Annotated in this window: 23 protein-coding genes; 14 read left to right on the top strand and 9 right to left on the bottom strand. The window is 60.2% G+C overall.

Annotation, left to right across the window (positions count from 1 at the left end; translation table 11 throughout):
* Nucleotides 1–109: 109 nt before the first annotated feature.
* On the top strand, nucleotides 110–1,405 hold the full coding sequence (locus NSJP_RS12675; protein ID WP_080887248.1) for a glycoside hydrolase family 15 protein: 1,296 nt from the start codon (nucleotides 110–112) through the stop codon (nucleotides 1,403–1,405).
* A 10-nt stretch (nucleotides 1,406–1,415) separates the two neighbouring features.
* Here the strand turns inward: NSJP_RS12675 and NSJP_RS12680 are convergent, their stop codons facing one another.
* The 3 genes from NSJP_RS12680 to NSJP_RS12690 all read right to left on the bottom strand — a co-directional run bounded on the left by NSJP_RS12680 (nucleotide 1,416) and on the right by NSJP_RS12690 (nucleotide 4,111).
* Nucleotides 1,416–1,997: a DUF4136 domain-containing protein gene (locus NSJP_RS12680; RefSeq protein ID WP_080887249.1), complete on the bottom strand. Its 582-nt coding sequence runs from the start codon at nucleotides 1,995–1,997 to the stop codon at nucleotides 1,416–1,418.
* Nucleotides 1,998–2,012: 15 nt separating this feature from the next.
* Entirely contained in the window at nucleotides 2,013–2,684 is a 672-nt protein-coding gene (locus NSJP_RS12685; protein ID WP_172834325.1) for a DUF4136 domain-containing protein, read from the bottom strand.
* A 125-nt stretch (nucleotides 2,685–2,809) separates the two neighbouring features.
* Nucleotides 2,810–4,111 (bottom strand): alpha/beta hydrolase, encoded by a 1,302-nt coding sequence (locus NSJP_RS12690; protein ID WP_080887251.1) that lies wholly within the window; start codon nucleotides 4,109–4,111, stop codon nucleotides 2,810–2,812.
* 307 nt (nucleotides 4,112–4,418) lie between these two features.
* On the opposite strand from NSJP_RS12690, the gene NSJP_RS12695 reads away from it, so the two are divergent.
* Nucleotides 4,419–4,937 carry a hypothetical protein gene (locus NSJP_RS12695; RefSeq protein WP_080887252.1) on the top strand — a complete coding sequence of 173 codons (519 nt, stop codon included), beginning with the start codon at nucleotides 4,419–4,421 and terminating at the stop codon, nucleotides 4,935–4,937.
* Nucleotides 4,938–4,971: 34 nt separating this feature from the next.
* Here the strand turns inward: NSJP_RS12695 and NSJP_RS19310 are convergent, their stop codons facing one another.
* A complete protein-coding gene (locus NSJP_RS19310) occupies nucleotides 4,972–5,997 on the bottom strand; it encodes an META domain-containing protein (protein WP_172834326.1) in 1,026 nt (341 codons plus the stop codon).
* A gap of 235 nt (nucleotides 5,998–6,232) precedes the next feature.
* Here NSJP_RS19310 and NSJP_RS12710 point away from each other — a divergent pair, with 235 nt between their 5' ends.
* On the top strand, nucleotides 6,233–7,570 hold the full coding sequence (locus NSJP_RS12710) for a PrsW family glutamic-type intramembrane protease (protein ID WP_197685414.1): 1,338 nt from the start codon (nucleotides 6,233–6,235) through the stop codon (nucleotides 7,568–7,570).
* Nucleotides 7,571–7,585: 15 nt separating this feature from the next.
* On the opposite strand, the gene NSJP_RS12715 is transcribed toward NSJP_RS12710, so the two are convergent.
* The 4 genes from NSJP_RS12715 to hrpB form a co-directional block, all read right to left on the bottom strand.
* The gene (locus NSJP_RS12715) at nucleotides 7,586–7,966 is read right to left on the bottom strand and encodes a cupredoxin domain-containing protein (RefSeq protein WP_080887253.1); all 381 of its coding nucleotides are present in this window, start codon (nucleotides 7,964–7,966) and stop codon (nucleotides 7,586–7,588) included.
* A gap of 39 nt (nucleotides 7,967–8,005) precedes the next feature.
* The gene (locus NSJP_RS12720; protein WP_080888591.1) at nucleotides 8,006–8,584 is read right to left on the bottom strand and encodes a thioredoxin family protein; all 579 of its coding nucleotides are present in this window, start codon (nucleotides 8,582–8,584) and stop codon (nucleotides 8,006–8,008) included.
* Between the two features lie 109 nt (nucleotides 8,585–8,693).
* The gene (locus tag NSJP_RS12725; protein WP_155970167.1) at nucleotides 8,694–9,323 is read right to left on the bottom strand and encodes a hypothetical protein; all 630 of its coding nucleotides are present in this window, start codon (nucleotides 9,321–9,323) and stop codon (nucleotides 8,694–8,696) included.
* Between the two features lie 86 nt (nucleotides 9,324–9,409).
* Nucleotides 9,410–11,935 (bottom strand): ATP-dependent helicase HrpB, encoded by a 2,526-nt coding sequence (gene hrpB / locus NSJP_RS12730; protein WP_080887255.1) that lies wholly within the window; start codon nucleotides 11,933–11,935, stop codon nucleotides 9,410–9,412.
* A 61-nt stretch (nucleotides 11,936–11,996) separates the two neighbouring features.
* Here hrpB and NSJP_RS12735 point away from each other — a divergent pair, with 61 nt between their 5' ends.
* From NSJP_RS12735 to NSJP_RS12770, 8 genes are all read left to right on the top strand, one after another.
* Entirely contained in the window at nucleotides 11,997–12,194 is a 198-nt protein-coding gene (locus tag NSJP_RS12735) for a hypothetical protein (protein ID WP_080887256.1), read from the top strand.
* Between the two features lie 291 nt (nucleotides 12,195–12,485).
* The gene (locus tag NSJP_RS12740; RefSeq protein ID WP_080887257.1) at nucleotides 12,486–13,169 is read left to right on the top strand and encodes an inorganic pyrophosphatase; all 684 of its coding nucleotides are present in this window, start codon (nucleotides 12,486–12,488) and stop codon (nucleotides 13,167–13,169) included.
* 106 nt (nucleotides 13,170–13,275) lie between these two features.
* A complete protein-coding gene (locus NSJP_RS12745; protein WP_080887258.1) occupies nucleotides 13,276–15,012 on the top strand; it encodes a DEAD/DEAH box helicase in 1,737 nt (578 codons plus the stop codon).
* Between the two features lie 65 nt (nucleotides 15,013–15,077).
* Nucleotides 15,078–15,410 carry a hypothetical protein gene (locus NSJP_RS12750; protein WP_155970169.1) on the top strand — a complete coding sequence of 111 codons (333 nt, stop codon included), beginning with the start codon at nucleotides 15,078–15,080 and terminating at the stop codon, nucleotides 15,408–15,410.
* A gap of 112 nt (nucleotides 15,411–15,522) precedes the next feature.
* On the top strand, nucleotides 15,523–15,894 hold the full coding sequence (locus NSJP_RS12755; RefSeq protein ID WP_172834328.1) for a response regulator transcription factor: 372 nt from the start codon (nucleotides 15,523–15,525) through the stop codon (nucleotides 15,892–15,894).
* Nucleotides 15,895–15,915: 21 nt separating this feature from the next.
* Nucleotides 15,916–16,254, top strand: a complete 339-nt coding sequence (locus NSJP_RS12760) for a PilZ domain-containing protein (RefSeq protein ID WP_080887261.1) — start codon at nucleotides 15,916–15,918, stop codon at nucleotides 16,252–16,254.
* A gap of 172 nt (nucleotides 16,255–16,426) precedes the next feature.
* Nucleotides 16,427–17,896: a glucose-6-phosphate dehydrogenase gene (gene zwf / locus NSJP_RS12765; protein WP_172834329.1), complete on the top strand. Its 1,470-nt coding sequence runs from the start codon at nucleotides 16,427–16,429 to the stop codon at nucleotides 17,894–17,896.
* Between the two features lie 6 nt (nucleotides 17,897–17,902).
* A complete protein-coding gene (locus NSJP_RS12770; protein ID WP_080887263.1) occupies nucleotides 17,903–19,339 on the top strand; it encodes an MFS transporter in 1,437 nt (478 codons plus the stop codon).
* An 89-nt stretch (nucleotides 19,340–19,428) separates the two neighbouring features.
* Here NSJP_RS12770 and NSJP_RS19315 read toward each other — a convergent pair whose 3' ends face one another.
* Nucleotides 19,429–19,566: a hypothetical protein gene (locus NSJP_RS19315; protein ID WP_155970171.1), complete on the bottom strand. Its 138-nt coding sequence runs from the start codon at nucleotides 19,564–19,566 to the stop codon at nucleotides 19,429–19,431.
* 277 nt (nucleotides 19,567–19,843) lie between these two features.
* On the opposite strand from NSJP_RS19315, the gene NSJP_RS12775 reads away from it, so the two are divergent.
* The 3 genes from NSJP_RS12775 (at nucleotide 19,844) to NSJP_RS12785 (ending at nucleotide 22,303) form a co-directional block, all read left to right on the top strand.
* Nucleotides 19,844–20,611, top strand: coding sequence for a CBS domain-containing protein (locus NSJP_RS12775; protein ID WP_080887264.1), 768 nt, complete (start codon nucleotides 19,844–19,846; stop codon nucleotides 20,609–20,611).
* A 116-nt stretch (nucleotides 20,612–20,727) separates the two neighbouring features.
* A complete protein-coding gene (locus NSJP_RS12780; protein WP_080887265.1) occupies nucleotides 20,728–21,087 on the top strand; it encodes a hypothetical protein in 360 nt (119 codons plus the stop codon).
* 160 nt (nucleotides 21,088–21,247) lie between these two features.
* A complete protein-coding gene (locus NSJP_RS12785) occupies nucleotides 21,248–22,303 on the top strand; it encodes an aldo/keto reductase (RefSeq protein ID WP_080887266.1) in 1,056 nt (351 codons plus the stop codon).
* Nucleotides 22,304–22,350 lie beyond the last annotated feature (47 nt).

Below are 22,350 nucleotides of genomic sequence, written 5' to 3' on the forward strand. Positions count from 1 at the left end.
CTCTCTCCTTTTCATCGCCGGTTCACGCGCATTCCTGCATCTTGATGTCGGTTCGGACTCACGGTAGATTCCGAGGCATTCGATTGCCTCATTCATTTGGAGATGAATCATGCCCCCGATCGTCGTGCAGAACGGCACGCTGCTGCGGTACATGCTCGATCGATATGACCCGTCAAGCTTGAAGCGACTCCGACGGTTTCTGGAACGGCAGGGGGTCTTCACCTTCAAGCCCCTGCGCACGCACCTGTTTCCCGCAGCCATCGTGGATCGCTCGAACCGACACAGCGGTTATCATCACGTCTGGGTGAGGGACAACGTTCATGTGAGTCACGCGCTGTACGTGCATGGCGACGCACGGGCCGCCGCCCGCTGTCTCTCGGCTCTCATGGAATTCTTTTCGCGGCACCGGCACCGCTTTGAGGACGTCATCGACGGCGATGCCGCACCGGCCGACATCATGTCCCAACCACATGTGCGATTCGATGGAGCCACGTTGCGCGAGTCGCGGGAAATTTGGGCCCACGCGCAGAACGACGCACTGGGTTACTTCGTGTGGATGTATTGTCTGTTGGCCTGCCGGGGACTGCTGAAACCGACTTCCTCGGACGTGAGCGTGCTCGGAATGTTTGCCCGCTACTTCCGTGCCATCCGCTACTGGACGGACGAGGACTGCGGTCATTGGGAAGAGGAACGAAAAATCGAAGCGTCCAGCATCGGCACGGTGGTTGCGGGGTTGGCCAAGCTTCGGGAGTTGCTGGCGACCGGCCCGAACCGGCGCGAGGCGGCGGGGTTATCGGATGCCGAGCTTCGGGTGCTCGAAGACCGCGGACGAACGCAGCTACGAAGGATCTTGCCGCACGAATGTATTCAGAAGACCAAGAAGCGTCGTACCGACGCGGCGCTTCTGTTTCTCGTGTATCCGCTCGACGTCGTCGGGCAGGCGATGGGTAAGCGAATTCTTGCCGACATCGCCGAACGTCTCGAAGGCCCCTACGGTATCAAACGGTACGCCGGAGATTCCTATTGGGCCGCTGACTACAAAGAAAAGTTGAGTCCTTCTGAACGCACGGTCGATTTTAGCGACACGGTCGAAGCGCGGAACGCCCTGCTGTCGCCGGGCGAAGAGGCCCAGTGGTGTCTGTTCGACTCCATCATGTCCGCCGTCTACGGACGGCGCTTCCAGCGCACGCGAAAGCCGGCAGATTTTGTGGCTCAGACGCACTATTTCAATCGGGCTCTGGGGCAACTGACCGAACCATTGCCGGGTATTCCGGCGTTTCGGTGTCCGGAAGCATACTATCTTTCGCGCGGTCGCTACGTCCCCAACGATCACACTCCGCTGGTGTGGGCGCATGCGAATCTCCTGGTCGCCATGAAACTGATGGAGACCAGCTTGGCCGAGTGACTGTGGCTGTTCATTTCTTGGGAGGAAAGTTCGACAGCACGTCTCGAAGGATTATTCGGATCCGTTCGTCCCGCTCCTGGGAACTCAAACTCGGGTCGACCGTGCCGGCCGCCGTTCCCCGCCACGCGAGTTTCTTCGATGAGGCGTCGATAATATCCACCAGCAGCGTGCCTGCTGCATAGGATGGTGCCTCAGGCTCGGCCTTCGGCTTCCCGCTCGGGTTTCTGGTGTCGACCGAATGGACGAAGGGTTTGCCCGCCATGCCGTCCGAAAAATACTGCTGCGACTGATCCGCGGGGCCTTCCTTCACTTGAATATAGTAGGCGACAAGAAAATCCGGGCGGCCGGCGGTGGAGGCCGCATAGCCCTTCAGGCCGAGTTGCGCGGCAATCGCCGTGCGAACCCGGATGTCGGTGCTCGAACTGTCCACGCGGCGGTCGCCGGTCTTCTCCTGTTGGTCCCGCATCCACTCGTAGGTCCGATACGAGTGGAAATCCACGGAGCGGTCATAGTCGTACCCGACCTTGTAGGATGCGCACCCCGATAGCGACCATATGATCAGACAATAGTGAAGAAAATTCCTTCGAGCCACGCGGTCCTCCGGTCATTAGGGTGGAAAGTGATCGAACATGGCTTTGACCACGCGGGCGATCCGCTCATCCCGCTCCCTCGCCGTCAATGCCGGATCAATCTCGGCTGACGCGGTACCTTGCCAGACCAACTTTTGCGTTGCTCCGTCGACGATGTCGACCAGGAGCGCTCCGTCTTTGTAGGGATGAACGTCGCTGACGGTGGTATAGAGGCCGGATGCCCGGTCGCCGATATAGCGTTGAGTCGATGCCCCCTTCATCATGTCCGTTACGGCCGCCTGATACGACACGTAAAAATCCGGCCGCCCGGCCGCCGGGTTGGTATAACCCTTCTGCCGCAGCTGCCCGTCGACGGCGGCGCGAATACGGGCATCGACCAAGTCATTGTCGATCCGTTTGTCTCCCGCCGGGCTGCGGGAATCCGGCATCCATTCGTAGGTTCGGTAGGCGGTGAAATCGGCGCCGCGATCGTAGTCATAGCCCACCTTCGGTGACGCGCAGGCGGACACGAGCGCGGCCAGCAGTCCTACGCATACGGCTGTAATCCGCAATACGAGGCGATTGCCGCGTGAACTGCGCTCATGTCTCTTTAATGTTGAATGGTTACCATGATTCATCTCTGAGGGGTGATGTCGGAGCAATATCATGCCGTATTCAAACATGCGGATATACCTGGCGGCGCTGGCCATGTGTGTGTCCTCACTCATTGCGCGCTTCATAGCGGCGCGTAGCCGGAAGATGTCTCGTCACGACACGGCCCCGTGAGCCTGATGCCGTAGAATTCTTGGACTCAGCCGTTTCGTCGGGCATGTTCTCATGGCGGAGAAGCCGGCCTGAGAACCGGGTACGTTTCGAGCAGGCGCTTGACCAGGCAGTCCTGATAGTCGTCAGGCAGCAGCCAGACATTGTGTCCTGAACCCGGTTTCAGACACCGATGTTGTGCGGGGACCGGATACCGCATCGAAATCGTGACGTCGCTGGAGACCCAGTCATTGGCAAACCAATAGCCGTGTCCCTTCATGCCGTGGAGTTCGTGGGCGCCGTTCACATCCGTCACATCGATGACCTCAAACGTCGAATCTGCTGCAAAAGCATCGAGTTCCTCTCGCGTGAGTTCTTTGACGTCGGGCCGTCCCACGCGCGACGTTCTGGCCAGGAACGCCGAAAAGGCCAGGGCTTCGTCATTCCGCGATACATAGACGATGATCTGGGTCGCCAACTGCCTGATGGAGGGAAAGCCGTCGCGAGCGAAGGTTTTCACGTCAAGGTCTGATGCCGCGAAGATCACGTTGCCGATGCGGAAGCGTCTCTGCAATTCATTCTGACCCTCGTCCGGATACCGGCCTCGCAGACGCACGAGCGCCTCGGCCAGCATCGGGGAGCCGCAACTGTAGGCCACCAGGTTCAGCCGCACCGCCCGCGTGTGCGTCGCCAGCTCGATCAATCGTTCGATGTGGGGAATGTACTTGAGGGCGCGGGGGCAGTCGGTGAGATAGTTCCAGAAATACAGATTGGTGGGCCACTGGAACGATATTGTCGCAGAATGGCCGAGATATCTGGCGAACGACGCCATCAGGACGGAAACCTCATCGAAGGTGACACGGTATCCGTGGACGTACAGCGTCAGGTCTTGGTTTCTGGTCAGCGCCAGATGCTCGTCGATGGCCGCCACGAACGCCCGTTCGGATTCCGTGAGTTCGCCATCCCCGCGCAGCGATCCGAACTCCCGCACTTGGTGCACGCGTGCCGGACGGGGCTTGTCGATCCGGTCGGTCAGGTCTGATGCGACCAACTGATTCCAATCCCAACCCGGCTTGCCCAGCTTCACGTCGGCAACCCCCAGCGTGACGGTCTCACTTTCTGTCGCGGAGTAGTGTCCGGCCGATCCCGCTGACACCGGCTTGCGATTGGTCGCATAGAACACCGGCAGTTCAGGCGAACGAAGGGCCAGGGGCACAAGGTGAGAGAGTTCGATGCGGGGGTCCTTGTACAGCATCGGCGTGGGCATCATATGCTGGTCGGCCGCCGTGCATCCGGCCACGAGCGCCGCGGCCGTAAGAGGCACCGCGGCCAGCAGGTTGTGGAACCGCCCTCCCGCGCGGAACCGATTCATCATCAGTCTTCGTCGGAGAATGGTCGTGATTTCGGTGCGTTCGGCACGGTTGGATGTAGCTCGAATCCGGTTCACTGTCAAGGTGACATCTTCCCCTCGATCTGTCGCGGTGGAATACGTACAATGCGGCTCTGAAGAAAGAGGGGAAATGCACAGAGACCCGTAAGGTCAGCTGTCTGTATTGGTTGCGTCCGCAATATCGGAAGATTTGACGATGTCCGTTCTATTCACAAGCAGGCGACGACCACTATGGATACAAACGGCAATCGGCATACTCCTGCTGGCCGGCTGCTCGACGACCTCCCTCGACATGACGGACAAACCAATCCAACCGCCGGCGCCGGGGTGGGGCGTCGTGGTCGGGTCCGTGCTGGTGGAAGCCGAGGATGATCCGCCGGATTCCTGGTGGAACCGCTCGTTCGGTCGCAACGCGGAGGGCTTCACCTATGAATTCCAGATCGTACGGGTTGAATTGACGGACCTGGAGGGCACATCACATCCCTATGCCAGGCGGTATCAACTGGATGCCAAGCCGAGGGTAGAGCGCACCTTTGTCGCCCGCCTTCCCGTTGGGACCTATCTCGTCAAGACGTTCCGGCACGAAGGGTTGTCCGCGATCGGAGGAGATCTGGATGTCAGGTTTTCCGTGGAGGCCGGCCGTATCCAGTATCTCGGCCGGTTGGTTCTTACCGTACCCCGGCGCGTGAGTTTTGGGGCGCCGTACACGTTTCGGATCGTTGATGCCCGCGACAGCACGCTGACGAAGCTTCAGCAGCGACACCCCGTCCTTGCCGGAGAGGTCGTGAACAGTCCGATGCAGGTGCAATAGGAATCAGCCGCATCGTCTGCCGGCTGTGAGGCGTTCATCGCAAGTGAGTGGCTTCGAACCGCGCCAGCGTCGTTCCCTGATCATCGTACAGCTCGAGATGCTCTCCGGCGATCTTCCAGGTGGCCGTGTTGTTGAGGGCGTCGAGGAATGCCTGTTCCTGTTGCATGCCTTCCGGGCAAGCCATCTTCGTCGAGGCCATGTGATTGAAGTGAAGCGTCCGGCCTTCAACCACATAACTTCCCATGAGGCGATTGCAGCCGCCTGATCCTGCCACGCGGTGATTGTCGGCGTGCAGGACGAGACTTGGTTCCCGCTGATGCTCGGTGACGACCACCGGGACGGTACCCAGCCGGGTGAGCTTCCAATAGGTATTCTCGAGCGGATCGGTCGCGAAGCGCGCTCCGCACGTTTCCCTGGGCCTCAATTCGATGATTCGCTCCACCACGAGCGTCTCGCCGGCGGCGGTTTCCTCCATGGCGGGACGCATGACGACCGAACCCTCCAGCACGACCAGCAGTTCCTCGTTCGGTTGCCGCCGCTCGTTGGAATAGGCGCGTTCCAGGTCGGCATTGTTCCTTTCCTGCGACACCGGCCACCGGCGGCCGGTCAGGCATTCTTTAAAAGTGCCCGCGTCGGCCATGTAACGGTACATCCCGCGCATGACCGTCCGCGGCTCGATCGGTTCCACGCGCGGTGACCTGATGAGCGTGTAGTGAAGTTGGGATTCGATGTCTCGCCCGTCCAGGCCGCGCAGATGCAACTCCTCCTCGCCTGACACGGTGAATCTGAAGATCTGTTCCCGTTCTCCCGTCAGGGTGAGAACCTTCCGATTGTCCGATAGTGTCCAGTTGCCGATGTCATACACGACCGGACTCGCGTCTTTTCCCAAGTAAGTTCTCGAGAGGAAATAGACTTGATCCGGAAACAGGGTGAGTTTGTACCGTAGACTGGCACAGTCGGCGCAGGGGAGATCGCCTGCATAGGTGGCGGGTAACGATCCCAGCGGGCCGGTGGGGCGATCGGGCCCGCGACGGCGCATCCCGCCAAGAAGACGAGGCACAACAGGAGCATCACACCGCAGAACCGAAACTTCGTCCAAGAGTCCCTTTTGTTGACCGGCGCATTCTTTGAACGCATTGTTTCTGCGGCATCCTAACATCGGGACTGGAGGAATCCTATGGGAGGATTTTCGGGGAGTGACGCGGTCCGTGCGGCAATCATTGAAGCAAGAGGGGAAGGTCGTGTATGCTTCCTCCGCCCCGACCGGCGTCTTACAACGTAAGCAAGGTTGGTCCATGTCCCAGCCCACCGTTTCTCCATCGGAAGTCCTGTTCATTTGTATTTCCGGTCCCGATCTCGGCAAACGCGTCTCGTTACGGGACGGCGAAGTGGTGATCGGCCGCTCCAGCCTCTGCGACGTATTGAGCGACGATCCGGAGGTCGCGGAACGACATGTCACGCTCCTGCTGAAGGAAGGGCGGGTGGCCTGCTGCTCGGTGGAAGGCGCTCTGTTTCTCGATGGGCACCGCGTTACCGACACGGTGGTCATTCCGAAACAGCAACTTCGCATCGGTCGTTCGCTCTGGCAGTTGATGGTCCAGGATTCACCGGGCACGTCACGATGGATCGGAGACCTGAGCGATCGGATCAGTTCAGTGGCCGGCGTGGAAAAACTCCAGGGGTTCGATGCGCGGGACATGTTTTCCGAAGTGTTGCGCTCCCGGACCGATGACGAGATCGAGGAGTATTTCACGGTCGGCACGCCCTCGACGACGCCTGCGCTGGAGGCGGTGAACACGGCATGGCCGAAACCCTGGGTGTTCTTCAAGACCTTTACCCTGTCGGCGGTTGCCTATCTGGGATTCGTCTTCGCCTATCACGAGTTTCAGAATGCGAATCTGGTGCCGGGCCTGATCATGACCGGCACGTTCCTGATTCCCGTCTCGCTTCTGATTTTCTTCTACGAGATGAACGTGCTGCGCAATGTGTCGCTGTATCAGGTGGTGAAGTTGTTTTTGTTCGGCGGAATCACGTCGCTGATCCTTTCTCTGTTCCTGTTCAGATGGGCCCATCTCGATTCGTGGCTGGGCGCGATGGACGCGGGATTGATCGAAGAGACTGGAAAAGCCGCCGCGCTATTTCTCGTCGTCAACAAGTTGAAGTACCGCTATACCTTGAACGGGCTGCTGTTCGGCGCGGCGATCGGTGCCGGATTTTCTGCTTTCGAGTCGGCGGGCTATGCGCTCCGGCTGGGCATGCAAAGTGGACCTGACGCGATGCTCGACAACATCACATTGCGGGGTGTGTTGAGCATGGTAGGGGGGCATATCCTGTGGACGGCCATGGTCGGCGCGGCCTTGTGGCGTGTGCGAGGCGATCGGTCGTTCAGTATTGAGATGCTCCGCGATCCCCGCTTCCTCCGTATTTTCGGGCTGGCGGTGGGACTGCATATGCTCTGGAATTCTCCGCTCGCTCTGCCGTTCTATTTCAAACAACTGGTGTTGGGATTTGTATCGTGGGTCGTAAATCTGGCCATGATACAGGCGGGCCTCCAAGAAGTTCGCGAACGGCAGCAGGCCCAGGCGTCCAGGGTTTCCGATCCACCCCGGGATCCGCGACTGCGGAGCGTCTGAAGCCCGTTTCTCCCACTATTCGATGATCAAGGTTCCCGTCATGTTCGCATGGCCTTTGCGCCGGCAGGAATAGAGATATGTCCCCGGCGGCGCCGAAACCTGGAAACGGAGCGAACGTCCCGGCTTGAGAAGGCCCGGCGCAGCCGTGTCGAGCGTCATCGTCTCTCCGGATTTTTCGGTGCCGTATGCCAGGACCGGACTGACGAATTCGTGGTCCTCCCGACCGGCATTATAGAGCGCGAGTATAAAAGGCGATCCGGCTTTCACCCGCAGGACGTTCGGCACAAACCGGTAATCTTCCGTGGTCACCGAAACGGTCTCCGACGGACCATCGCAGGCTGCACAGCAGAGAAGCGCTGTTCCGCAGACCAGTGGCAAAAAGCGACCCGCCGCCATATTCGTACTTCGTAGAGGATCAGGCGGATGCGCGGCTCGTCACGCATAGCCCGTCGGCTCATTGCCCGGTTTCCACTTGATGCTGCAACCGATGCTGGGCTTTTGAGAGCCCGCAACCGGTCGTCCCGACAAGACTGCTTCGATTGCCGCGCGAAGATCCCCTCCGTCCACCTGCCTGCCGTTACCAGGCCGGCTATCGTCAAGCTGTCCTCGATAGCTCAGTCTGCGGTCGCGATCGAACAGACAAAAATCCGGGGTGCAGACGGCTTTGTACGCTTTGGCCGTGTCCTGAGTCTCGTCGAAACAGAAGGGAAACGTGAACCCCAACCGATCGGCCATTTCCCTGAGACGCGGGGGAGCGTCGTCCGGATATCGATTGGAATCGTTGCTGCTGACAGCGAGGATGCCGAGACTGCGGTCCCGGTAGTCGTGGCCGATACGCGCCAACTCTCTTTCCACATGTTGGACGTAGGGACAATGGCGGCAGATGAACATGATCAATAGCGCATCCTTTCCCTCAAACGATTCCAGTGTCCACCACCGTCCGGAGGCGACGTCCTGGAGCCGGAAGTCGGGAGCAGGCGTTCCCAGCGGCAGCATGATTGATTCGACGGCCATGAATCCCCCTTTGACCAATCGTGATCTGATCAAGATGCCCAACTGCATGAGCCGGGTCAAGAGGTGGCACACAGGAGAAGACTGCGGGGACGTCGGACTCTTCAATGAGTCAGGTGAGCGCGCCCGCATCGCGAATGCGGTAATCCACGGAGAGGCGGCTGTGCCGGGCGCCCGTGAGTTCGAGAGTCACGGTCCCGTCGGGGGTATTCCAGGTTGCATGGTAGCGGAGATGGCCGATCATCACTGCGACGCCCCAATAATCGGGCAGCGGCTGGTACAGGTCGTTGTCCCACACGACGTGATCATCCGTCGGCGCTCCATAGGTGTCCGTCAGCGTTCGTTTCAGCGCCAGGTAGTAACCGATGAATTCGTTGAGGCCGTTGAGCGGGCGCTGCAGGAGTACGTATTGGCCGTGCGCCAACGTGTCCCGACTGAATTCGTAGCCTTCCAAGACGCCGTGGTCGCCGATGTTGCGTAGATAGATGAGCTTGCTCTGGTCGTCCTCGCGGACGTCCCCGACCACGGAGGTTCGCAGCGCTGCCCGATCTTTTCCCAGATGAGCGTGAACGGTTTGGAGAAAGGCTGTGACCTGGCCGGAGACTTCTGCTTGGAGTTCGGCCTCGTCGATCTCGTCGAAAGGAATGGTGAAGGTCGGTGACGGCAAGGGTTCCTGGATTTGGGCCATCGATGGGCCGGAACAACACATGATGAACGCGGTCGTTGTCAGGAAGGTACGCATGATCGCACCATATGACGGAAGCAAGATCGGGGTCTAGCCCTACCAAAGTGTTGGCGGTGGCAAGCGGGTGCGGCTCCGGTCGCGCCTCATTGGCCTCGGGGCTTCGCTTTGGCGGTCGGAGCGGCAATGAGCGGATTGTCAGGCCAGTGGTGCTTTGGGTAGCGGCCACGCAGGTCCTTGCGCACGTCCCGATAGGTGTTGGCCCAGAATCCGGCGAGGTCTTTTGTGACCTGGACCGGTCGCTTGGCCGGCGAAAGCAGATGCAACAGAACGGGAATTTTCCCATCCGCGACTTTCGGCGTATCGGTGCAGCCGAACATTTCTTGCAGCCGTACCGCCAGCACCGGTCCCTCGGGCTGGTCATAGTCAACACGCAGCCTCGATCCGCTGGGAACCATCAGGTGCGTGGGGGCGCGCCGGTCTAATTGCTGTTGTTGATCCCGGCTGAGTCTGGCCTGCAACACCGGAGCGAGATCCATCCGCTTGACCCGCTCCAATGTCGTGATTCCCGCCAGAAACGGTTCGAGCCATTCGTCCATGGTCTTGAGCAAGGCGTCGTCTGAAAGATTCGGCCAGTGAGAATCCGGGCCGTCCACCGCCTTGAGAAACCGAACTCGAGCCTGCCACTGCCGCAACTCCGGCGTCCACGCCAGCGTCGACAGCCCGGCCCGGCGAAGGCCCACAGACAGCGCGCGGGCGATCAGGGACGGGTTGGGATTCGATAAAGCGTGTTCCGAGAGCGCCAACGCCCCGAACCTGCGCCGCCTGACGGCGCGGACGCTTCCGGTCCGTTCATCCCAATCCACGTCTTCCATCTCTTCGATCCGGCCGGCGAAGAGCATTTCGATGCCGCTCTGCGTCACGGGAGCGGCCAGATCAATTCTTGCCCACTGCGTGCCGGCGTCGAGTCCGGCGACCACGAGATAAAGGTCGGAGGCCAGCGGATCGGGATTCGGGAACAATGCGCCGCGGCCGTTGGCAAGCAGATAGCGCGCTTCGCCTTCGTGCGGTTGCCGTTGGGCGATCCGGTCCGGATAGGCGAGCGCGAGCAACAGGCCGGCGGAGCCAGGGTCACGAGGGGTGCCGTGAGGTCTCATCGTGGTCTTGGGATAGCGGCGCCGGTAGAGGTCGGCCGTATGTCTGACCCGTCGGCACGCGGCCTGATCGACCGTCGTTTCACCGATCGATCTGTCATGACCCCACAGGATATCGAGTCGGAGTCGCAGGTCCGCTTGGCGTCTGCCGGCCGGTGCCCGCACGATGTCGCGCTCACCCAGCAAGGCGGCGATGTCGCAGGCCAAATCGCTCAGCCCAAGCGGATCGGCCTTGATCAGCATGTGAGCGAGGCGTGGATGCATCGCCAGTCCGGCCATGTTCCGGCCGTGGGTGGTGATGGACCCTGCCGTATTCAGAGCTTCCAGGCGCATTAGAAGGTCCCTGGCTTGAGCGACGGCTGCCCGAGGCGGGTCCGTCAGCCAGCGCAACTCGGATGCATCGTTCACACCCCATTCGGCCAATTCCAGAATCAACGGCGCGAGGTCCGCGTCAAGGACCTCCGGCGGCCTTCGCGCGGCCAGCGTTCCTTGTTCCCTTTCGGACCAGAGGCGATAGCAGACGCCCGGCTCGAGCCTGCCTGCCCGGCCCCGGCGTTGATCCGCCGAGTCCTGTGTCACCCGCACCGTATCGAGTCCGGTCAACCCCGTGCGCGGATCGAAGCGGGGGACACGAGACAAACCGGCGTCGATCACCACGCGCACGCCGTCGATCGTCAGGCTGGTCTCCGCGATGGAGGTGGCGAGTACGACTTTCCTCGTGCCCGGCTCCGACGGAGCGATGGCTTCATCCTGTGCCGCCTGCGGCAAATCGCCGTGCAGTGGAGTGATGCGGATGCTCGCATCGAGATGCGAGTCCTGCAACAAACGCTCGACCCGTCGAATCTCGGCCATGCCGGGAAGGAAGACAAGGAGGCTGCCTCGGTCCTGTGAGAGTGAGCGGCGGATCGTCTGGACGACGGTGGTCTCGAGCCGGCCGGTGAGCGGCAGATCAAGATAGCGGGTGTCCACCGGAAAGAGCCGGCTTTCACAGACCAAAACCGGTGCGTTGCCGAGCAACTCGCTGATCGGTCCGCATTCCAGCGTGGCCGACATGACTAACAGTCTGAGATCGGGACGGAAGAGCCGCTGCGCTTCCAGACAGAGGGCCAGGCCGGCATCGGCCTGCAGGCTCCGTTCATGAAACTCGTCGAAAATGACGATTCCGTAGTCGGCGAGCGACGGGTCCTGTAAGAGCAGCCTGGATACGATGCCTTCCGTGACGACTTCGATACGGGTCATTGGACCGACCTTGGTGTCGAGGCGTGTGCGATAGCCGATGGTATGGCCGACCGCTTGTCCCAGCGATAGGGCCATGCGATGGGCTGCGGCACGGGCGGCGAGCCGGCGGGGCTCCATCAGCAGCAGCTTTTTGCCGGTCAACCACGGCGCCGCGAGCAGGGACGGCGGGACCCCCGTCGTTTTCCCGGCCCCGGGGGAGGCAGTCAACAGCGCGTTGACGCCGGACGCGAGGGTATCGCGCAGCGCAGGCAGGACGTCTTCTATTGGGAGTCGAGTCATGATAGGGTCAGCCCTCGTACGGGCGGGAATGTATCAGAAGCGGAGACTATACAGGAGAGGCATGACGCAATATCACTGGAGCGAGGTGAAGCCGACGAAAGCCGGCTGGTACTGGTTCCGAGGGCAGATTCATGAAGCCGATCCGTTCATCGTGCTCGTGGACGACGTGGGACAATTCCAATGGCCGGACGGAGGATATCAGGAAGTGACGCTGGCCAAAGGCGAGTGGGCGGGCCCGATTGAGGAGCCGGAAGAATAGTACGATGCGGGTCCTGTCATCGATCCAGCCCATGCATCCTCGCTCCACCCATCCCCCAGCGGGGCCCTTCCGCTGCGGGTGCATGGGCTGAATCGATGCCACCCGCAATGAAGAGCACGAGTCGGTCTGAGAGAAGAGAAGGAAAGGAACGTGTGTGTACACGTGAATGGGCGGGGCCGATCGAGGAGCCGGAAGAATAATGAGCGGTGCGGGATCTGTTACGGGCCATAACGATGGTCTTCACGTGACCATGAAAGGAACGAGAGAAGCAATGGACAGGAGGCATGAGAGATGAAGCGTGTGGGAGGAGATCCGATACAACGGCTGATGAGTCTGATGTTCAAGGCGCATCCCTGGCACGGGGTTTCTATCGGGGAGCGGGCGCCGGAGGTCGTGACCGCCTATATTGAAATCGTGCCGACGGACACGGTGAAGTATGAGGTGGATAAGGACAGCGGATTCCTGAAAGTCGACCGTCCGCAGCGGTTCTCCAACTTCTGTCCCGTCTATTACGGGCTCGTTCCCCAAACCTACTGCAGCGACAAGGTCGCCGGCCTCTTCTCGAAGCGGGCGCGGAGGAAAGGCATGGTCGGAGACCGGGACCCGCTCGATATTTGCGTGCTGACGGAGAAGACGATCCCCCATAGCGACATTCTGTTGACGGCGATTCCCATCGGAGGATTCAGCCTTGCGGACGGCGGAGAGGCCGATGACAAAATCATCGCCGTCATGAAGGAGGACGCCGCCTACGGGAGCTTCAAGGATATCGGGGATGTGCCGGTGGCATTGATCGATCGTCTGCAGCACTATTTTCTCACCTACAAGCAAGCCCCCGGGTCTGTGCAGCATAAGGTGGAAATCACCAGCGTCTATGACCGGGATGAAGCGCTTAAAGTCATTCGGGCGAGTCATGCCGACTATCGCGCGAAGTTTCCCGAGCTGGAGTCGCTCTGGCCGACCGGGATGGCCGGGTGACGATGGTTTGTCGCCGGGGAGGCCTGCGCGGACGGATGACGCGAAGATAACAAATGGCATGAGTGCCATGTCCAAGGTATGAACCAGAAAGGCTTGATCGGATTTCATGAAGATTGACCAAACCCATCCTCCCGCAGCCCATACGGCCACGGGGTTTTCACCGGGCTTCGCCGCGCTCGGCCTCGAAGCCTCCCTGCTAGCCTCCCTCGAAACCTTGGGGTACGAAGAGCCCACGCCCATTCAGCGCGAGGCGATTCCTCCATTGCTCGCGGGACGTGATCTCCTCGGACAGGCTGCGACCGGAACGGGTAAGACGGCTGCGTTCACGCTGCCGGTCTTGCAACGAATCGCCCACGGCGGCGGGCCTCGCCCTGCCGCGCTGGTGCTCGTGCCGACACGGGAATTGGCCATTCAGGTCGGCCAGGCCGTGCAGCGTTACGGTCGCGAGCTGCGCACGACGGTCTTGCCGGTGTACGGAGGGCAGGCCATCGGGGCACAGCTTCACGCGCTCAGGCGCGGCGTCGATGTCGTGGTGGCCACTCCGGGACGGATGCTCGATCACCTTCGCCGGCAGCCGCAATTATTGGCGAATGTGCGGGTCGTGGTCCTGGACGAAGCGGACGAGATGCTCGACATGGGTTTTGCCGACGACCTTGAGGCCATCTTCGGACATCTTCCTGAGACCAAGCAGACGGCGCTATTTTCGGCGACCATGCCTCCACGTATCAAGGCGATCGCACACCGGCATCTTCGGAATCCCGTCGAAATTGCGATCGCCAAAGAGCCGGTCAAGCCGGGGAGCGCTCCCCGCGTTCAACAGACGGCCTATGTCGTGGCCAGGCCGCACCGGAATGCGGCGCTTGCGCGGGTGCTGGATGTCACGGGGCCGACCTCAGCCCTGGTGTTCTGCCGCACCAGGCTCGAAGTCGACGAAGTCACGTCGATGTTGAACGCACGTGGCTATCGGGCGGAGGCGATTCACGGCGGAATGAGTCAGGTCCAACGCGACCGGGTGATGCAGGCGTTCCGGGCTGGTCAAACGGAGCTGCTGGTCGCGACCGATGTCGCTGCGCGCGGTTTGGATATCCCGCACGTCTCTCACGTCGTCAACGTCGATCTGCCGTCGTCCGCGGAAGTGTACGTCCACCGCATTGGCCGGACCGGTCGCGCCGGACGTGAAGGCGCGGCCATCACGATCCTGGATCCTCGCGAGCAACGGCTCTTGCGGAGCATCGAGCAGCATACGAAAGGTCAGGTCGTCGTCCTGCCGATTCCGACCGCCGCCGCGCTCCGCGCGAAACGAATGGAACGGGCCAAGACCGCCGTCCTCGAAGTTCTGAAGGCGGGAGATTTGGACCAGTTCCATACCGTCGTCGAGGACCTGGCTGCGGCAAGCGATCCGGCGAAAGTCGCGGCCGCCGCCTTGCGATTGGTGTTCAGGGCGCAGGGTGGCGAGCGGCCGGAACAGGACATTCCCGCTCCGGTGCTTCCGAATGCGAGAATGCGAGATCGGGAAGGGCGTCCCGGCGGTCGAGGGCATCACGAGCCGCAACACGGAGCCGAGCCTCGCCGAGGTCCGAGAGCCGGTCATCCGGTCCGACAGCCGGGTCTGTCCCGGGTATACATTGGAGCCGGCCGTGAGGTTGGGATCAGACCGGGAGACTTGGTCGGCGCGATCGCCAATGAAGCGAAGGTGAATGCCAAGGTCATCGGCGCGATCGAGATCGAGGACCGCTTTTCAATCGTGGACGTGCCCGAATCGATCGTGCGGGACGTGGTGGAGGCGTTGAACCGAACCCGAATCAAAGGGCGCAAGGTGTCGGTTCGGTTGTTTCGGGAGTGAGCTGCCTCGGGCAGTCCTCCCGTGAAGTCCTTGCCTTTTATTGCACGTATTTTTAGAATAGCTCCATGTCTGGCCGGAGACTGTTTCCTCAGCATAGGATGTTGACCTGGCTCAGTTCCGGTGTACTGGCGTTGGGCTTGCTCTCCTTTGTCCTCGGTCTCACCTTCTCCAGTGAGAGTGCCTCGATATCCTGGGCCCAGCCGGTGGTGGTGGACGGCGAGGAAGCCGATCCGTTGGAAGACGCCATCGGTTCGACCGTTTCGGATCATCAGGCCGCTAGTCGTATTGTCCTCGCCGGGTCTCGAATAGGACACCACGCTCCGCCCTGGGTCACGCGCGGTCTCGTGCATGACATCGTGTTTTTCGATCTCGCCTCTCGTCCGCCTCCCGTCCTGTAATTCTCCGACATCGGCCGTGCCGACTCATTGCGCCCGAACCATTTCGGCGCGCAGGGGTACGTCGAGGGCCGTGGTCCGCTGCCGCGAGTTCCGGGAATCAAGGAGCAGGAACGTGGAACAGAAGATTCTGATTATCGACGACCATCTCGAGACGTGGCAAATCCTCAGCGCGATCGTGCGCTCCCAGGGGTTCCGTCCGGTTTGGGCTGCGGACGGGGTCAATGCGATGAGCGAGGCCCGCAAGCAGCGCCCGCAGGTGGTCCTTCTGGACTTGGGTTTGCCCGGCGGGGACGGGTTCGTAGTCTTGGAGCGCCTCAAGGCCAACAAACTTCTCTCGGACATCCCCGTCATCGTGGTGACGGCGCTGGAGGCGAAGACGACGGAGAGCAAGGCCCTCGAGCACGGGGCGGCTGCCTTTCTGCAGAAGCCGGTGAAACCGGACGAATTGGTTGCCACGATCCACGCGGTCGTCAAGAGGAACTGATTCGCAACGAAAGGACGAACGGTGGCGGGTTTCGGATTGCGAAAGCATCAACGGTTCAAAGACTCGGTGCCGGTGCAGTTCCGAGGCAAAGGCGTGGTGGGAGAAGGCCGATTGAAGGACCTGTCGCTGACCGGCGCCTCCATTTCAGGCGACGTGCATGTGTCGACCGGCATGACGCTCGGCCTGCAGCTGTTTTTTCCCGGCGACCGTGAGCCGTTGCTGATCGATCGGGCCATCGTGCAGTGGGTCAAGGGCGTGGAATTCGGCGTCGAACTAGCGGCGAACCCGCAGATTGCGGAACGTCTCACCACACTCATCTCCGAAAAGGTCAAGAAAAGGCACGGGCCATCCAAGAGCTAAGGCGTTACGCTCGCTCGAGTTCCGTGATTCGGCGGACTTTTCCGCCTCTCGCTTCCTGTCCGGCATCTTTCATCTTCCAATAAATGGTGAAGGGTTGACGCCTGCCGTAGGCGGATCGTAGTGTCATACAACGCGGGGTTGCGTATGATCCCGGATGGATGCAGGGAGGTCCATGATGGCGGAAAAGTCGGTCGAACCGCATATCTTTGTGATTCTCGGGGCGACCGGAGACCTGACCCGCCGGAAATTGATGCCAGCCTTGTTTCATCTGCGTACGTTGGGAGAATTGCACAAGCAGAATACGCTCATCGTCGGCGCCGCCACGCCGGAGATGAGCGAGGAAGCCTTTCGCCTGTGGGTCTACGAAGGTCTCCGGAACTCCGGCGCGCCCGACTCACCGGATCTGCGACGATGGTGCGACGACCATCTGCACTATCTGACCGTGCACGGAGGCGCGCTGGAGGACTATGAGGCCTTGGCGGTTCTGCTGACCAGGCTGGAAGGCACGGGCCGCAAGCCGGCGAACCGGATCTTTTACCTGGCGCTACCACCCACGATCGTACCGTTCACCGTCGAACGGTTGGATCAGACGGGCCTGCTCAAAAGCGACGGGTGGGTGCGCGTCGTGTTCGAAAAACCCTTCGGTCACGATTATGCTTCGGCGCGAGCTCTGAACGCGCTGCTGCATCGCCATTTGGACGAATCGCAAATTTACCGGATCGACCACTATCTCGGGAAAGAAACCGTTCAAAACCTGCTGGCCTTTCGATTCGCCAATCCGATCTTCGAAACGCTGTGGAATCGTGACATGGTCGAAAGCGTGCAGATCACGGTTGCCGAAGACCTCGGGGTCGAGCACCGCGGGAGTTACTATCAGGAGGCCGGAGCCCTGCGCGACATGGTGCAAAATCACCTGACGCAGCTGATGACCGTCGTGGCGATGGAGGTACCGGTCTCGTTCGATGCGGCCGCGATTCAAACCGAAAAGCTGAAAGTCCTCCAGTCCATCGATCCGATCGATCCGCGGGACGTCGCGTTCGGCCAATACACCGCCTGGAGCGTGGCGGACCGCGTGATTCCCGGTTATCGGCAGGAACAAGGCGTGTCGCCGGACTCGATGACGGAAACGTTCGTGGCGATGAAAATGGACGTCCATAACTGGCGATGGCGGGGTGTGCCGTTTTATCTACGGACTGGCAAGCGGCTGCCACGCAAGCTCACGCAAGTGGCCGTCACCTTCCGTCCCGCACCTTTTCAGGTCTTCCGTTCGCTCGAGCCTGAAAGCCTGGATCCCAACCGGCTGCTGATCACGCTGCAGCCCAACGAGGGATTCGCCTTGTGCTTCTCGGTGAAGACGCCGGCCAGGCCGCTGAGTTTCACGTCCCAGTCCCTGCAATTCGACTATGGCAGGGCGTTCGGGGGCGAATTGCCGGACGCCTATGAAACGCTGCTCCGCGACGTGATGATCGGCGATCAGACCCTGTTCGTGAGCGCGGATTTCACGGAAACCGCCTGGCGGCTGTATGACCCGTTGCTGGCCGGTCGACACGACGTGCATTTCTATACCGCCGGCTCCTGGGGGCCGAAGGAGGCCGATGCGGTCGTGGAGCGCAACGGACATCGCTGGCAGCTGGGGTGGTAGCAGGTTATGCCGGCCGAACCAGCCCCCCTCTCCACTAACATTCCGCAGCGGCTGGATCGTCTGCCGTGGTCGCGCTGGCATTGGCTGGTGGTCACCGCGCTGGGCGTGACCTGGCTTCTCGACGGGCTGGAAGTCTCGATCGTCGCCTCGCTCGGGCCGATGTTGATGAGCGCGACGACGTTATACCTCACTGAATCCCAAGTCGGATTGACGGCCTCCGCCTATCTGTTCGGATCCGTGCTCGGGGCGCTTCTCTTCGCCTATCTCACGGACCGACAAGGGCGAAAAAAATGGTTCATGATTACGCTGACGCTGTATCTGGGCGCCACCGTGCTGACCGCCTTGTCCTGGAACCTGCCGAGCTTCATGGTGTTTCGCTTTCTGACCGGCGCCGCCATCGGGGGCGAGTATGCGGCGATCAATTCGGCCATCGACGAGCTGATTCCGGCGGCACGCCGGGGCCATACGGACCTGGCGATCAATGGCAGTTGGTGGCTGGGATCGGCCGGAGGCGCGCTCTTGACCCTCGTTTTCCTGGATCCCGCCCTGTTTCCTGAATATTTGGGCTGGCGTCTCTGCTTTCTCTTCGGCGGCGTGATCGGGGTGGGGGTGGCGCTGGTCCGCCGGATGATTCCAGAAAGCCCCCGTTGGCTGATGACTCACGGACGGGTGCCGGAAGCCGAGTCGGTCGTCTCCGGCATCGAGAAACAGGTGGCGCAGGAGCGGGGACCGCTGGCGGATCCTCAGGGAACGCTCACCGTGCATCCGAGGCCTCACGCCACTCCGGCGACCGTGGCGCGGGAACTCTTCGGGACCTATCCCAAACGCACGACGCTCGGGATCGCCCTGATGGTGACGCAATCCTTCATGTACAACGCGGTCTCGTTCACCTATCCGCTCCTTCTCACAAAGCACTATGCCGTGCCGGCCAACCGGGTCGGCTGGTATGTGCTGCCCTTCGCGCTCGGTAATTTCCTGGGGCCTCTCTTGCTCGGGCGGTTTTTCGACACGATCGGCCGAAAACCCATGATCACCATGACGTATGCAGTGGCCGGTGTGCTCCTGGCGTTGACCGGGTATTGGTTTGAACAGGGAGCGTTCACGCTGTCGACGCACATGCTGGTCTGGTCGTTGATCTTTTTCTTTGCGTCGGCGGGCGCCAGCGCTGCCTACTTGACGGTCAGTGAGATCTTTCCGATGGAGATCCGCGCCATGGCGATCGCCTTTTTCTTCATGATCGCCCAGGGGGCCGGCGTACTGGCGCCATGGATGTACGGCAAAATGATCGAATCCTCGGTCACCAGTGTCTATTACGGTTACCTATTGGGAGCAGGCATGATGCTCGCGGGTGCGGCGGCAGAATTGTGGTTGGGAGTAGCGGCCGAAGGGCGCCCGCTGGAAGAGCTTGCCGCTCCGTTGTCGTCCAGAACCACGATGGAGTAAGAGCAGGGTGCCCGGACTTTTGCGATCAGGCTATGAGAAAGGACGGTATAAGTGCCGCCCCTGGCGCCAAGGATAGACACTCATCAAGCCTATGACGGTTTCAAAAGGCCTGTCCGCCGGCCTGATCGGCGGTGGACCACCTGCTCACGGACCAGCGAGGCGACGATGAACAGGGGAACTGCCAAAAGAAAGAGATACCATGCTGCCCATACGGTGACGTCGCGCATATGGCCTCCTTTGCCCGATAACCTACGCAATCACCGTACCCGAATGGTTGGTATGGGTCGCATAGAGCTTTTGTGCGAAGTTTCCAGCGGTTTACTCTTTTCCCATCGTTGACGTGTCGCATGATTGTACCTGCCGTTGCGGTTGGCAGTCCACGAACGTCGCATAAATGCCACGTGCCGTGACCATTCTCTGACAGATAGGCGAGGCATTGCACTGCTTGCCTGAGAATTCCTGCGAGCGTAATATCGGTCCCCTCACCTACTTGGAGGAGGTGCTATGGCCGTCCGCACCATGTCCAGAAAACCCCGCATTTCAATCGATCGCGGCATTGAACGCATGCGAAAGCAATTGGCGGATCTTGCACAACATGTGAAGAAAAGAACGCCGAGCCGGCCCTTGGAGGAATTTGATCTGGAAACCGTTCATCTCATTGCCGATTCACTCGGAGAAACCTCTCCATTGGTGGACGCGTATGAGTATGCACAGTTGGGTGAGGCCGCGGGGCTTGTGAACATGACAGAAGAAGCTCCGGAAAGCGTCGGTCTGGATAGCGAAAGACAAAGTCTTATGCAGCGCGGCAGAGTGCTGGAAAGTTGCATATCAGAAATGGAAGCACGACGAGCAGCCGTGCCTAAGAAACAGTCTGGACGGCAGATCCTCACCGGGCCGCAGGTGGCGGAACACATGTCTGCGGAATTGAGGAGTATTCCTCAATCCGCAACCCTACGCGAAGCAGGTCAATTGATGCAGAAATGGAAAACCGGTTCCTTATTGGTGACCAACAGCCGGACTTACGTTGGGTTCATTACGGATTCTGCTCTCGCTCGGGATGTCGTCGCCAATGGCCTTGACCCAACCAAGACTTCGGTGCAGACATGCGCGAGGACGCCAATCGTTGCCATTCGCGGCGATCGCCCTCTGATTGAAGCAGTGCGGTTGATGAAAGAACAGGCTACAAGACATCTGGCAGTAGCGCAAGACGGGGAGATTATCGGGGTCATCTCCGTTTCGAATATTCTGCGGTATTACTCTGGCGTCGTGTAACACAAGAATGGAGCTCGCGGCGTATAGCCTATATGCCCGAACGAGGAAATCTTGAGGGTTCGTGCTGTGCACATCATCTATCTGACCCAAACATTTCTGAAGGGAGAGGAGGGACCATGGGACCGACGAAAGCGATCATCAAGGATCAAGCCCTCTATGAAGCCTCTACGGGCAAATTCATCAAGGACGGCTTCGCAAGCCGGCACGAAATCGATGACTATGTCAAACATCATTATCTTGCCTTGCCGGTGATCGACAATGCGGGCAATGCCTGGCAGCTCGACGGCAAACCGATCTATTGCTATCGAGGCAGTCAATACGAAACGGTGGACGATCGACGTGTCCATCTGGCCCGTTGCCCGGACTGCGGAGGGATGGGAATCAGAGCCGACGAATTCGTCGTCGAGTCGGACTGTATTCGATGCACCCAGTGCGGACATGAATTTGATGCGCGATTGGAGATGATGGAAACCTAATAGATTCTGTTTTTCTCGAGACGGCCGCGCTTTCCTCGAACGTAACATCTGCTCCGCCTTCCATGAGCGCGGCTGCGCCCATTGCCTGAGTATGGTCAGTACAGGTATAGGCTCGTTTGCCACCCGTAGCCTTGACACAGATACACGGCGGGAGGTCGAGATGAAATTCAGATCGCATTCGTCCAAAGGCCTGTCAGCAGGTCTCAACCGCCGACAGATGCTGAAGGTTCTCGGCGCGGCTGGATCGGCCTTGGCCTTGAATGGCACGAGCGGGATGGAGACGCTGTTCGCCTCGAACTCGCCAACGACCGCTACGGGAGATCTTCCCCGGCGTGCGCTGGGTAAGACGGGGCTAGAGGTATCGGCTATTTGCTTTGGAGGCGCGCATTGGGGCCGTCTGAAGGATGATACGGAGGCCATCCGCTTGATGCATGAAGCTATCGACGCAGGAATCAATTTCTGCGACAACGCCTGGGAATACAATAATGGGCGGTCTGAAGAATTGATGGGTAGAGCGCTCGTTGAGCGCCGGCAACGAGTCATCCTCATGACGAAAGTTTGTTCGCACGGTCGCGGCAAGAAAGTAGCGATGCAGCAACTCGAGGAGTCGCTCAGACGGCTGAAGACCGACTATCTGGATCTCTGGCAGATTCATGAAGTGATCCATGAAGACGACCCCGACCGACACTTCATGGCCGGCGGTGAAGTTGAAGCGCTCGTGGAGGCCAAGCGCCAGGGGAAAGTTCGATTCGTGGGGTTCACCGGCCATAAGGAACCCAGGATTCTTCTCAAGATGCTCTCGCACGACTTTCCCTTCGACACCTGTCAGATACCGCTCAACGTGTTCGACGGGACCTACCGCAGTTTCGAACGGGAGGTATTGCCGGTCCTCAACGAACGGGGGATTGCGCCCTTGGGAATGAAGAGTCTCACTGGGAACGGGGAGCCCATCAAACAGGGAATTGTGAATCCCGAGGAAGCGATCCGTTACGTCCTGAGTCTTCCCATCGCATCGCTCGTCAGCGGCATCGATTCTCCCGCGGTGCTCAAGCAGAATCTGGACATTGTCCGCCGTTTTACGCCGATGACGGCCGCCGAGATGAATGGGTTGCGCGTGAAAGTTTCGCGCTATGCGATGGATGGGCGGTTTGAAAAGTTCAAGCGCAGTATCCACCATGACGGCTGGGTCGGCCGTGAACAGCACGGATTAGCGTGACGATCGAGGCACAGCTGCTGTGCCGGCCTCGGTGCTTCGATCCATAG

It is taken from the genome of Nitrospira japonica (assembly GCF_900169565.1).
Taxonomy (GTDB): Bacteria; Nitrospirota; Nitrospiria; order Nitrospirales; family Nitrospiraceae; genus Nitrospira_C; species Nitrospira_C japonica_A.